The following is a 12,478-nucleotide window of genomic DNA, read 5'->3' on the forward strand; positions in this document are numbered from 1 at the left end:
GCTGCGTGTAAACCCCCCAGTCTGCTTCGCAGCCAGCCCCCCTTAAGGGGAGCGCAACAGCTTTTGTCCTCCCCTCAAGGGGGGGCGTTGCTACAGCAACGGGGGGGGGTTCACCTTCCAACGTAAACCCGCCCCCCAACCCTGACAGACCCGTGTGACGCCCCTTCCCCTACACTTTCCGGGTGAATCTCGACGTCTTCATCGTGGTGTGCGCCGCCGTATTCGGCCTGCTGGTCGGCTCGTTTTCCAACGTGCTGATTTGGCGGCTACCACGCGGCGAAAATATCGCCTTTCCACCCAGCCATTGCCCTCACTGCGATCACGCCCTGAGTCCCCTAGACCTCGTTCCGGTGGCCTCTTGGCTGGCGCTGGGGGGCAAGTGCCGCTACTGCCGCGCTCCCATCAAACGGCGGTATCCGGTGGTAGAACTCCTCACCGGCCTCGGCTACGGCGTTATTGCCGCGCTGTTTCCGCTGGCGGTGTACGGCGTGGGCAGCGTTGGCCTGATGGTGCTGTTTACGCTGCTGCTGGTGGCGAGCGCCATAGACCTCGATACCTACACCATTCCCGATGAACTGACCCTGCCCGGAGTGGCGCTGGGATTGGTGTTCGCCTTCTTCGGGGCGCGGGCGGCGGGGGCCGAATACGACTTGCCCAACTTGCCGGAAGCCGTGAACGGGGCGCTGCTGGGCGCGGGCCTGCTGGTGACTATTGACGTGCTGGCCTCGTGGGTCTTGCGGCGATTTAAGGAGCGGCAATACCCCGATTTTCCCATCGGCTACCAGCAAATCAGTCTGGCGTTGTTGGCCGGGGCGTGGCTGGGGCCGTGGTGGGGCGCGGGCGTAGGCCTGTTGGCGGTGGGCGTGAACTTGGCGGCGCGGCACTTGGTGCGTGTGCCGGAACTGCTGACCATCGGCGGCTTTTTGGTGAGCGTCATGCTGGGCAGCGCAGGCTACGGTATGGGCCTGATTTTGATGGTGCAGGGCGCACTGGCCGCCGCAGGCGCAGTGTCGTTGGTGGCGGGGCTGTATTGGTGGATTCAGTTTCGACTCACGGCCAAAGCGGAAGCCGACGCACCCGCCGAAGACGACGCCCCCTATGACCCCAGCGCGATGGGCTTTGGCGACGTGAAACTGGCCGCCGTCATCGGTGCGTTTTTGGGCTGGGAGCGGCTGTTGGTGGCTGTCGTGGTGGCCGTTGTCGCCGGGGCCTTGTTCGGCATCGTGCAACTGGCACTCAAGAGCGAAAACCGCGTGAAATTCGGGCCTTATTTGGCGCTGGGCGCAGTGGTAGCCCTGATCTGGGGCGCGGCGATTGTGGAGGGGTATAAGGGAATGCTGGGGTTATAAAACTGCCGAGGAAATGAAACAGGCCCCGTGTCGTCCTGACATTCGGGGCCTGCATTTTCTCGAACGCTGTCTTCTTGAAAGCTTCGGCTTCAGCTTTCCGGCTGCGCTACCACCGTAATTCGCTGGCCCTGCCGCACCCGGTTCAGGCGCACATCGGCCAATACCTTCACTTCTACCCGCGCTGCGTTGGCCGCGTCTTGGGCAACCGTCTGCACGAACAGTTCCATATCTCGCACGACTGGGTGGGCAAAAAAAGCGTCGATGTACGTATCGAGGCTAAACAGTTCCAGCAGCCATTCTCCGGCCTGATAACTGACGGTGAGGGTGCTGCTGGGAGCCGGATTCTGCGTGGCGGGGCAGAGTTCGGGCAGGTGCAGAATGTGTTCTACAAAGGTAGGCAACTGGGGACGTGCGTTGGCAATCGTCTTCAGCAGTTCGGCAGGAATGATCTCAGATGCGGCAGCGGTGTGGGCCACCGGACATCCACTGGTCATGAAGTGGCGGCGCGGTTGGCGGCCCGCACCCGGAAGGCAAACAGGGCCGCGATCAGGTATTTGGCGAGAATGTCGGCAAAGATAATTTGGGCGATGTCGCGGTTACTCATGTCGCCGTAAAAAGCCAGCAGCGTAAAGAGGATGGAATCCAGCGGCACGCTTACGGCGTTGCTGGCCAGCACCCGCGTCCACCAGCTGCGGTGAATAAGGCGTTGATACACGCCCGTATCGGCCAGTTCGCCCACCAACAGGGCCAAGAACGACGCCCCGATAAAGCGCCAAGGCGTCCCCGCAAACAGCGCAAACAGCGTATTGACCAACAAGGCCAGCGCAATAGCGATATACACAGCCCGCAGCCCGCCTGCTTGATGAATCCGGTCTCGCAGCGTAAACACCGCCGCAAAGAAAATGGTGCCTACACTCAACAGGCCGAAAACAGGCAGGGGAATAAAGCTATTGAGCGTGATGTTGGCGAGCAAAATGCTCAGCGCGTACAGGGCGATCAACAGCAGGGGCAGGCCAGTCAGGGCCGCCATCGTAGAACTCTTTCTCATACAGCCTCCAGCCGCAGCGACAGCACAGGTCACGGGCAAGAAGAAAGCCTAGCAGGAATAGGGTGGGGAAAAGGGGAAGCGCTCCTGAGTTGGAAGGTAAACCCCCCCGTTGCTGACGCAACGCCCCCCCCTTAGAGGGGAGGACAACAGCTTTTGCGCTCCCCTTAAGGGGGGCTGAATGCGAAGCAGACTGGGGGGTTTACACGCGGCTCAAATTAAAGTTGGAAGGTGAACCCCCCCGTTGCTCCGCAACGCCCCCCTCAAAGGGGAGGACAACTGGGTTGACTGGCTTGCCCTCTAACTCAGCGCTTCCGGCCAAAGACCGAGGGCGGCGGCGTGGGCGCGGCAGTGGTCTGATATTCGCGCACGGCGGCGTGCAGCCAATCGGGGGTGCGGTTGTCGAAGCTGGAAGGGGCCATCCATTCGGCGCTGTACAGTTCGGCGGGCTGAGGATTCAGAATGCCGGAGCAGTATTCGGTGCCAAAAATCAGGTACAAGCGGGCGTCGGCTTGCCCCGATTCGGTGCCGCGTGCGGCGTGGCTGCCCACCAAGCGCAAGTCGGAAACCGAAATGCCCACTTGGGCCAGCAGGGCGCGACGTAGGCCCAATTCGGCTACGCTGCTACCCGCTTGGGCCTCCAGCAGCAGCCCCGGCAAGCCGTAATTGCCCCCCGGCAACAGCGGACGGCGCGGGCGCACCAGCAAATATTGGTTGCGCTGATGCACAAGGGCGAACACGCCCACCTGATAGGCGACGGGCGGGGCGCGTTCGGGTGTGGGCGTGGTCACAGCTTCTCCTCAACAAAGGGCGGCCCAAACAGGCTCGGCTTCCAACTTCTGGTGCCTAGTCTAGCGACTCAGCTTGGGCGGACGCCACACCCGTTGCAGGGGGGGCACCAATTCCTGTGCCTTCAGGTGGCGGGCCAGTTGCCAGAACGCCGCGTCGTGGGCCGGACTTGTCCACGCCGGAGACTGTACCAACAGCACGCCGCTTACCTGTGCCGGGTCGGGGAGGCCGTCATCAGGGTGGGCCATGCGGTGCAGGGCAATGCGGGGCAGCAGTTCGGGCGGCAGGAGGCCAGCGACTTCGGCGAAGGTGCGCTCCAGATCAAAGCCCTCGGCCACCGCTAAGCCCGCGTGCCACGCCGGATACAAGCACTCATAGCGCCCAATCAGGCCCGCGCTGAGGCCAAGGCCCGCCCAGTTTCCGGGCCGCACCCGCGCCGGGTCTCCACTGCGGCTGGCAAGGTCGTGGTGGGAATCTATGTTCAGCACGTCGGCAGCGGCCCCAGTGCGGGCGGCGTGTTCCTCCAGCCAGCCCCAAGCATCGGCGTGAGACAGCGTGACCCACGCCGGGCAGCCCGCGTAACGTTCCAGCGCCTCCCAGCCGGGATACAGCGGATAGTCGGCGTCCAGCGGCGTCCAGTTTTGGGCCTCTGGATTGCGTTTCAGGGTGCGGGTTTGCCAAGCTTCCATTCGGTCGGCGGGCAGGTCGCGGGTGCCCCAGATCGGCGCGTCGAATACCAAGTCGGCGCACCCGCTGTAGGCGTCCCAGTCGATACTTAACAGCATGGGTATTGACGGTGAGGGGCTTTGTCTAAGGGTCTAGGGTCTAAGAATCTAAGAAAGTATTTCAACTCTGATCGTTCGCCCCCAAGTCCAGCACCCAACTGACGCTGGCGGGGTCGCGCACGAAGCCGAAGCGGTCGTTGATGGCGAGCATCGGCGCGTTATCGCTGGCGTTGTCGGTTCGCAGGAACACGTCGCCGCCTCTTTGGACGGCCAAAGCCTGTGCCACACGCAAAATGTGCAGCTTCAGCAGCGTGGCCACGCCCTGCCCGCGCCAGTCCCGCGTCACGCCCGTCAGTCCGGTCAGCAGGTCGGCGCTGGCCTCAGACCGGAACAAGGTGGATTGGCCGAGCCAGTCGCCGTTTGGGGCTTGGGCAATCAGGTAGGCATCGGGCAACAGGCAAGAATCGTTGAGGATCGCTTCGTTAAAGACTTCAAAGGTCAGCGGTGTGGCGGGTTCCGAACGCGGGACATCCTGCCGCACATCGGACATCAGGGCGTGCAGACGGCGGGGCAGGTCGGGCGTGCCCGCTTCCCGCAACTCTGCGAGGCTCAGCACGCGCACGTCCAGAGCCGCCAACCGCGTCTCAGTGGGCGAAAACGGCGTTTCGTCAAATGCTTGATTCAAGTTTAGGGCACTGGTGAAGTACCGCTTACCGGGACTAAAGCCGCGCCGGGTCAGAAAATGGGGCGCGAGCGGATGATCTTCGCGGGCAAGGGTACGAACGGAAAGGGCGTTCCAGCCGCGCAGGAGTCCCTCTAGCTCCCGCCACAGCGCCGCGCCCACGCCCTGCCCCTGCCATTCAGGGCGCACCGCCACTTCCAGCTCGAACCGCTGCGGGTGGTACATGCCCGGATTCTGAGACAGCAGACCCAAACCCACTACCGCGCTTCCCAACACTGTGTTTCCCAACGTTGCGCCACCTTCAGCTTCGGCCACCAGCGCCGTATGTCGGTAGCCCCAAGTGGCTTGCTGCTGCGTCTGGTGCTTCAGTTCCGGGCCGCTGAAGGGATCGTGTGGGTGGGCCGCCGTCCAGACCTCGGCAGCGGCGTCCCAGTCGGCATCCTCAACAGGCCGAACCCGCCAGCGGCTCATTGTTTGGCCTCACTCTCCGGCGCAAACCACTGCATCTCTATCCACGCGGGTTCCTTCACGAAGCCGAGCCGCTCGTTGATGTTCAGCATGGGGCGGTTGCTGCTGGCGTTGCCCGTCCAGATTTTCGCCGCGCCCCGCGCCCGCGCCTGCTCTATGGACTTCAGCTTCAGCGCCAGCCCCAGCCCCAATCGGCGGTGGTTGCGCGTGGTTCCGGTCAGGCCGGTATTCAGGCGGGCGGGGTCGGCGGGATCAAGCCAGAGTTCGGTGAGGGCCGCTACCTCTCCGGTGGGTTCATGCACCGCCAGCAGCACCGCTTCCGGCCAGAATTGCGGGTGCGTCCCCCGTTTGCGGAACTCGGATTCCAGCACGGGGCTGGCCTCCCCGGTGCGCGGCACATCGGCGCGGGCCTGCACAAATCCGGCGAAATAGGCCGCCCACGCCGCGTCCGGGCCACGTTCGGCGCACAGGTCGGCCAGATGGACGGCGCGGTAGCCGGGTGCAAGCTGGGCAGCGGCAGCAAACGGCGCAGGGTCAAAGGTCTGCACGTCTAACACGTTGTCGAAAAAGCGCATGGCTTCGGCAAAGCCCCAGTGTGCAAGGAACGCGAGGCCGCGAGGCCGGTCTTCTTGCGTGCCCGCCAGAATCTCGCGTGCGCCGCGTTCCTGTAGGTGTGCCCACAGCGCTTCGGCCAACGCCCGCCCCACGCCCCGGCCCTCAGCTTCGGGCAAAACCATCAGCTCGGCGTGGTAGCGGTGGGGATCGAACATGCCCGGCCACTGCACCGCCGACGCCGCGCCCACGATTTGTCCGCTGTGATCTTCGGCCACAATGCGCCAAAAATGGGGCTGCCGGGGATGTTCGCGCAATTCCTGATCGCCGTGCTGAAGGTACTCGGCGGTCACGGTCTGCTGCGGCCACACCGCCTGTTGAACGGCAGCAAGGGCCGGATAATCGGCGTCGATGAAGTCCCGAATCTTCACAGTCAGCGTGGAAGGTGGGGTCATTTTGCCTCTCCTGTTTCTGATGCGGCCAACTCCGCCCCCGCCAATTCCCCCTCCGCCAAGTGCAGTTCGTAGCGCAGATGCGTTGGCCCGCGCACAAAGCCGAGCGCCTGATTCATGCCCAACATGGCAGCGTTCGGCGCGTCGTTGAAGGTGCGGATTTCGCCGCCGCCGCGTGCGTTCAGGGCTTGCATGGCCGCCACTTTCAGCGCCTTCGCCACACCTTTGCCCCGGTCTTCACGCCGCACGCCCGTCATGCCGATCACGTAAAACCCGGACGGATTTTGCATGAGTGTGGAATAGCCCACGTAACTTCCGGTGAGGGGGTCGTTCAGGTCAGGGCGCACCGCCACAAACGACAGGTCGGCGCTGAAGGTGGTGTCTTCGACTTCCTGTTTGACCCACGCCTCGAAGGGTCGTTTGGTCAGCGCCGTGCCCATCGGCACATCCTGAAACAGTTGCCAGTCCAGTTCCCACAACTTGCGGTTGCGCTCCGGGTCGGCGGCCAACGACGCCACCGAATGCAGTTCTATACCGTGCGCGGCCACTCCGTTTAGCAGCGGGCCAAAGCGGGAGAGATCGGTCTCCAACGTTTGAATCCGGCTCTCGTACCGCTGCCAAGTCTCCTTCCAACCGTGTGCCGTAAGGAAGGCGCGGCCCCCCGCAAAGTGCGGCGCGTCCGACAGCATGGTGCGAATTTCCTGCGCCCCACGCACCTGCACGCGCCCCAAGAGTTCTTGGTACATCGCCTCGCCCACGCCCTGCCCACGTGCGTCCGGATGCACGCTGAAATTGCCCCAATACCGCCACTCCTCGAAAGCAAAATCATCGTGCCCGACGCGGCCCACACCTACCACGCGCCCGCCCATCTCGGCTACGATCTCGGTGCGGAACAGGTTCGGGTCTTCGGCCTCGTCCCACATTTGCAGCAGTTCGGGTGTTACGGGCCATTCGGGGTTTGCGGCGCTCAGCACCCACGCTGCGCCCACATAATCGCCGGGACTCTGGAATTCGCGCAGGCTAAAAGCAGGTGCGGCAGCAGCGGTGGCAGCGGGACTGGCAGTGGTGGAATCGGTCATGCTTCTATGCTGACGGATGGGGGCGGGAAGCGCATCGGCCAAGAAACGTAGAGGGGCGCTGGGGGGCGGGTGTGGAACGTGGATTGTGGTTTGGCCTTTCCCACATTCTGCGATCCACGATCCACACTCTATTCTGACCCCCATGACCCACGCCCCTGTTTCACCTGTCCCTGCTTCACCCTCCCCACGCCTCAAACTGCTGCTGATTCTTCCCCACCCCGACGATGAGGTGTACGGGGCGTCGGGCACACTGATGACCCTGCTGGCTGAGGGCCACAACTGCGGCCTCGTGACCCTCACGCACGGCGAGGCGGGGCGCACGCTCGGGCTGTGCGATACACCGGAAGAACTGGCGGCGCTACGGGATACAGAACTGCGGGCCTGCCTCGCGGTCATCGGCCTGACCACCACCCCCGGCAGCAGCTTCGAGCAGCACAATTTTCCCGACAAGTATTTGCAAGACCAGCCCATCGAGCCGATCATTGAAACGGCGCGTGAGGCTCTGGCCCGCCACCGCCCCGAAATCGTGCTGACTTTTCCGCCCAACGGCAGCAACGGCCACCCGGATCATGTGACGACTCACCGCGCCGTAAAAGCCGCGTGGGACGCCCTGCCGGAAGGAGAGCGCCCGCGCCTGTGGTACTACGCCAGCGACACCGCTCCCGAAAATGAGGCATTGCTGCCCGAATGGCTGCCCGCCAACCTGCGCCGCGACGTGACACCCTTCATTACGCGCAAGCTGCAAGCCATCGCCTGCCACCGCACGCAGGCGCTCAGTACGGTGGATTTTATTCGCAGGTTTCCAGAGCGGATCGTGGAGGAAACGTTTTACGAAGTTGGGGTGTAAAAAATTGAGGGTGGAAGGTGGATCGTGGGGTGTGGGAACGGCAAAACCACGATCCACGATCTGCCTTCAGTCTTCCCACTCCGCCACCGGCACAAACTCCACGCCTTCTCCGGTGGTGGCCGTCACGTTGTAGCGCTTGTCGAACGTGACCAGCAGTTCGCCCCGGTCAAAGTGTTTGGGCGACACGACGGCTTTGCGGAACAAGTAATTCCCATCGTCATCTAGGCCGATGTGAGCACTTTTGGTAAAGCGGAATTCCACGATTTCGCCGTGCAATTTGGTTCTTACGCGCACGCGGTAGGTGTGAATATCGTCTTGCTTGACGTTGGGGTTCTTGCCGCCTGATTTTTTGCCGAACAGTCCGAACATGGTGGGTCTCCTGAGGGGTGTGGGGTCAGTCTAAGGGTCGAAAAGTCAAAGGTCTAAAGGCTTTTACTCCCTCTCCCTTGAGGGGGGAGGGTTGGGGAGGGGGTGAGTGAGCAAAGCGATTGCCCTTCCTTCACACCTCCCGCAAAAGCCCTGTCAGCAGGGCCACATGCAGGGGCCAGCGGTCTAGGCGCACATGCTCATGGGCCGCGTGTGCGCCGTCGCCGGGTGCGCCGAGGCCGTCCAGCGTGGGCGAGAGCGGCGCAGTAAAATTGCCGTCGCTACCGCCGCCCACCACTTCCTCAGTCAACTCGAACCCCAACTGGGAAGCAATCGCCTGCGCCCGTGCATACAGCGCCAGCGTGTGTGGGCCGCGCTCGAAGGGGGGACGGTTCAAGCCACCGCCGAGTTCTAGGCGGATGCGGGAATCGGTAGCGGTCAGAGCATGCATGCCAGCCGTCACGCGCTCGCCTTCCGCCAAGCTGCCCGCACGCACATCCACTTCCAGCGTACACAGGGCCGGAATCACGTTCACGGCGCTGCCCCCCCGGATTAGGCCCACACTGACATTCGTTCCTGCGTCCGGGCGGGCCAGCGCGTGAATGGCCGGAATCAGGCGGGCGGCTTCAGCTACGGCGCTGGCCCCTTCTTCCGGCTTGTTTCCGGCGTGGCTGGCAACACCGTGCAGCGTGAGGATAAACGAGCCGACGCCTTTGCGTCCGGTTTTGAGGGCGTGGGTATCGGCCACCGGAGGTTCGACCACCAGCACGGCGCGGGCTTGGCGGGCGGCGGCCTCAATGTGGGCGCGGCTGCTGTGCGATCCCACTTCTTCATCGGGTGTGATCAGCAGTTGCACGCCGCCCGCAGGCCAGCCGCCCGACTTGTGCACAGCACGCAGAGCATGAATGGCCGACACGATTCCGGCTTTCATGTCGTAGGTGCCGGGGCCGTACAAGCGGTCACCTTCTGCCCGGAACGGCATGGTTTCCAACGTGCCCAACGGCCAAACCGTATCGGCATGGGTCAGAATCAGAGCGGGCCGATCTTGCTTGCCAAACAAAAATGAGCGCGTGCCACCCGGCAGATGCTCTACTTCTGCCCCCAGTGCGCGTGCCCAACCTTCCACCACGTCCATCACGCGGGCGATGGCCTGTGCGTTGCCGGACGGCGATTCTATTTCCACTAGCTCATGCAAATCGGGCAGCAAGTGGGCCACATCGGGCAGGGGGGCGGCAGCAGTCATGCGGTCATGCTAGCGCCACCGGGCAATACACACGCCGCCCACCGAAACCACAGGCAGGCGGCGGGTGAACTGGAGCTTCAGGTCAGCAGTTGCACTTGTTGAGGATTGGCCCGCACGATGGCGCGGCCCCGCATGTACAAGTCATTCAGGGCCTGCGAGCCGAAAATACGGGCGAGGCGTGTGCTGGTCAGTTCGATGGTGCGCCCGCCGATCTTCAGACGAACGATGTCGATGGTTCCGGGAACCCATGTGCAGGAAAGTTCTTGCATAGTCAACCTCCAAGGTGGCGTGCTGCGCCAAGTGTGAGAGGGTGGCGGGTAGAGCGGGATAAGACAGGACGATACGCCGCCCAAAGAGGGCGCACCGAGGGCAATGACCTTGCCGGGCCTGCACCCGAAGAACGCTGCTAAGCGACACTGGGCAGGCAGAAGAAGCCGGTAAAACAAGCATAGGATTTTGAATTGCGAGAAAGGAAAGAACAAATAGGATTTGCCTTGAGGGAGTCATCATAAATCTCTGGCCCTCTCAGTCCACTGGGCATTTGTGCGCGTTGTGGACGAATTCAATCCTGAGGCGAAGCTGACGCAAGATGTGAAAGCTCGGCAGAGTGGGCAAGTGCTCTAGGCAAATTGAGACGAGGGTTACAAAGCTAGGTTAGAAGGTTTGGCTTCAAACTACGTCTGCTCCCCCAGACTTTTCTGTGCCGCCGGAATGTGCTTGACTGCGGGCGTGATTCCACCCAATTCAAGCGTTGATGGTTTGGTTGTTGCCGAGGCCGCGCGGCCCGATTCGATGTTGGCTCTGCACTTTCCCTCTGACCCACAAGTGTCGCCGGACGGCAAGCAGGTGGCCTTTGTGCTGACCCGCACCGAGGAAGAAGACCTGCGCCAGCCTGATCCGGCCTACGCCAAACCGCGTCTGCGCTCGCAAATTTGGCACTCGGACGGTGGGCCAGCCACACAGCTCACCCGTGGAGAAGGCAACGACGCCTCGCCGCGTTGGTCGCCGGATGGCAAAACGTTGGCCTTTACGCGGGCAGCAAGCGGGGCAAAAGCGCAACTGTACCTACTGCCCTTATCTGGTGGCGAGGCGCAGAGAATCACCGACTTTGGACAGGGCGTGCAGGACGTGCAGTGGAGTCCAGACGGGCAATCTCTGAGCTTCCTGAGCGCGGGCGACGATGAAGACAAGCGCGACGAACGCGGCGAGGCGAGGATTATCACCAAGCCCCGCTACCGCTTCAATGGCCGCGACTGGCTGCCCGACACGCCTGCCCGCCTGTGGCGCTACGACGTGGCTACAGGCGAATTGATGCAGTGGCACGCGCCCGCCGTCGAATTGACGGGCTATGCGTGGTGGCCGCATTCGGGCGGCGTAGTGTTTGCCTCTAGCACCGATGAAACGGCGGCCAGCCAGTGGCAGCAAGAATTGTTTACGCTGACGTTGGCGGGCGAAGTGACGCAATTTGGGCGCTGGAACGCCTCGGTTTCTACGCTGGCCCCGCACGCCGATGGGCAACGCGTGGTCGTGACCGGGCGGCCCGAAGGCAAAGGCAGCCCCGAAGACGATCATCTGTTCGTGCTGCACGCAGACGGCACGTGGGCGCGGTTGGATGCGGGTTGGGATTATCCGGTTGCGCCGCTGGTGGGCGGGGACTGCCATGTGGGAACCTTTCCGGCCCGCCCTGTGTGGCACGGCGAATCCCTGTTGGCGCTGAGTACGGTGGGCGGCAGTTGCGGCCTGTTCCGGGTGGAGTTAGGTGGAACGGTCACGGCGCACGATCATCAACCTGAAGGCGTGATTTCGGCGTTTACGAGTGCAGGCGGCGGCCTCGCCCTGATCCGTGAGAGTGCCACGCAGTTTCCGGAAGTGGAGTTGAACGGCAAAGCAGTCACGAACTTACATGGCCGTCTGCCCTTTGCCGTCCACACCCCCGAACGAGTCACGTTTTCCACCGACGACGGAGAGGGTGAAGGCTGGGTTCTCTTGCCAGAAGGTGACGCCCGCGTGCCCGCCCTGCTCAGCATTCACGGCGGGCCGCACACCGCTTACGGTCACGCCTTCATGCACGAATTTCAGGTGTTGGCGGCGCGTGGTTACGGCGTGGCCTACAGCAATCCTCGTGGCAGCGTAGGCTACGGCCAAGCGTGGTCAAGCGGCAATTACGGACGTTGGGGCAGCGTAGATTACGACGACCTCATGGGCTTTTTCGATACGGCGCTGGCCGCCCATCCCCGCTTGGACGGCGAGAATGCAGCCGTGATGGGCGGCAGTTACGGCGGCTATATGACCAACTGGATCACGGGCCACACGCACCGGTTCCGAGCCGCCATCACAGACCGCAGCATCTGCAATCTGGTGTCGTTCAGTGGCACGTCTGACATCGGCCTGCGCTTCTGGCACGATGAATTGGGCCTAGATGCCCACCGCAGCGCCGACGCCGAACAACTGTGGGCCATGAGTCCGCTGAAGTTTGCCGAAGCCGTGCAGACGCCCACCTTGATCGTGCATAGCGTGCTGGATCACCGCTGCCCGGTGGAACAGGCCGAGCAGTGGTACGCCGCGCTGACACAAATGGGCGTGCCCGTGCGCTTCGTGCGTTTTCCCGGCGAGAACCACGAACTCAGCCGCTCCGGTCGCCCAGACCGCCGAATCCACCGCCTAGAGGAGTATTTGGGCTGGCTGGATCGGTATTTGGGGGCGGGCAAGACAGAGAAGGGCGTCTAAGGGTCTGAGGGTCTAAGGAAAGGGCAATCGCGTTGCTCATTCACCCCCTCCCCCCTCAAGGGTGAGGGGGCTAAACCCAGATTCTTGCCCTTGACCTTAGCCCTCGCCCCTTGCGGGAGAGGGGCGCTGAGCATCAGCGGGGTGAGGGGAGTGA

Annotated in this window: 13 protein-coding genes; 3 read left to right on the top strand and 10 right to left on the bottom strand. The window is 63.0% G+C overall.

The features are described from left to right. Nucleotides 1-182: 182 nt before the first annotated feature. Complete coding sequence (locus E7T06_RS20440) at nt 183-1,349, top strand: A24 family peptidase (RefSeq protein WP_136367607.1); 1,167 nt, start codon at nt 183-185, stop codon at nt 1,347-1,349. 89 nt (nt 1,350-1,438) lie between these two features. Here the strand turns inward: E7T06_RS20440 and E7T06_RS20445 are convergent, their stop codons facing one another. The 7 genes from E7T06_RS20445 to E7T06_RS20475 all read right to left on the bottom strand — a co-directional run bounded on the left by E7T06_RS20445 (nt 1,439) and on the right by E7T06_RS20475 (nt 7,141). Continuing rightward, nucleotides 1,439-1,843, bottom strand: coding sequence for a hypothetical protein (locus E7T06_RS20445; RefSeq protein WP_136367608.1), 405 nt, complete (start codon nt 1,841-1,843; stop codon nt 1,439-1,441). Then, nucleotides 1,840-2,397 carry a VUT family protein gene (locus E7T06_RS20450; RefSeq protein WP_240741198.1) on the bottom strand — a complete coding sequence of 186 codons (558 nt, stop codon included), beginning with the start codon at nt 2,395-2,397 and terminating at the stop codon, nt 1,840-1,842. Before E7T06_RS20450 ends, E7T06_RS20445 begins: the two co-directional genes overlap by 4 nt. A gap of 302 nt (nt 2,398-2,699) precedes the next feature. Continuing rightward, nucleotides 2,700-3,185, bottom strand: coding sequence for an NUDIX domain-containing protein (locus tag E7T06_RS20455; protein ID WP_136367609.1), 486 nt, complete (start codon nt 3,183-3,185; stop codon nt 2,700-2,702). A gap of 60 nt (nt 3,186-3,245) precedes the next feature. Next, nucleotides 3,246-3,968 (bottom strand): arginase, encoded by a 723-nt coding sequence (locus E7T06_RS20460; RefSeq protein WP_136367610.1) that lies wholly within the window; start codon nt 3,966-3,968, stop codon nt 3,246-3,248. Nucleotides 3,969-4,029: 61 nt separating this feature from the next. Then, complete coding sequence (locus E7T06_RS20465) at nt 4,030-5,061, bottom strand: GNAT family N-acetyltransferase (RefSeq protein WP_136367611.1); 1,032 nt, start codon at nt 5,059-5,061, stop codon at nt 4,030-4,032. Next, nucleotides 5,058-6,065, bottom strand: coding sequence for a GNAT family N-acetyltransferase (locus E7T06_RS20470; protein ID WP_136367612.1), 1,008 nt, complete (start codon nt 6,063-6,065; stop codon nt 5,058-5,060). Before E7T06_RS20470 ends, E7T06_RS20465 begins: the two co-directional genes overlap by 4 nt. Continuing rightward, nucleotides 6,062-7,141, bottom strand: a complete 1,080-nt coding sequence (locus tag E7T06_RS20475; RefSeq protein ID WP_136367613.1) for a GNAT family N-acetyltransferase — start codon at nt 7,139-7,141, stop codon at nt 6,062-6,064. Before E7T06_RS20475 ends, E7T06_RS20470 begins: the two co-directional genes overlap by 4 nt. Nucleotides 7,142-7,283: 142 nt before the next feature. On the opposite strand from E7T06_RS20475, the gene E7T06_RS20480 reads away from it, so the two are divergent. Beyond that, a complete protein-coding gene (locus E7T06_RS20480; protein WP_136367614.1) occupies nt 7,284-7,988 on the top strand; it encodes a PIG-L deacetylase family protein in 705 nt (234 codons plus the stop codon). Between the two features lie 66 nt (nt 7,989-8,054). Here the strand turns inward: E7T06_RS20480 and E7T06_RS20485 are convergent, their stop codons facing one another. The 3 genes from E7T06_RS20485 to E7T06_RS20495 form a co-directional block, all read right to left on the bottom strand. Continuing rightward, on the bottom strand, nt 8,055-8,357 hold the full coding sequence (locus tag E7T06_RS20485; protein WP_136367615.1) for a hypothetical protein: 303 nt from the start codon (nt 8,355-8,357) through the stop codon (nt 8,055-8,057). A gap of 130 nt (nt 8,358-8,487) precedes the next feature. Then, nucleotides 8,488-9,597, bottom strand: a complete 1,110-nt coding sequence (locus E7T06_RS20490; protein WP_136367616.1) for a M20 family metallopeptidase — start codon at nt 9,595-9,597, stop codon at nt 8,488-8,490. Between the two features lie 77 nt (nt 9,598-9,674). Next, nucleotides 9,675-9,866: a hypothetical protein gene (locus E7T06_RS20495; RefSeq protein ID WP_136367617.1), complete on the bottom strand. Its 192-nt coding sequence runs from the start codon at nt 9,864-9,866 to the stop codon at nt 9,675-9,677. A 523-nt stretch (nt 9,867-10,389) separates the two neighbouring features. Between E7T06_RS20495 and E7T06_RS20500 the strand changes: the two genes are divergently transcribed. Further along, the gene (locus E7T06_RS20500; protein ID WP_240741200.1) at nt 10,390-12,324 is read left to right on the top strand and encodes a S9 family peptidase; all 1,935 of its coding nucleotides are present in this window, start codon (nt 10,390-10,392) and stop codon (nt 12,322-12,324) included. Nucleotides 12,325-12,478: the final 154 nt, after the last annotated feature.

This window comes from Deinococcus sp. Arct2-2, assembly GCF_004801315.1.
Lineage (GTDB): Bacteria > Deinococcota > Deinococci > Deinococcales > Deinococcaceae > Deinococcus.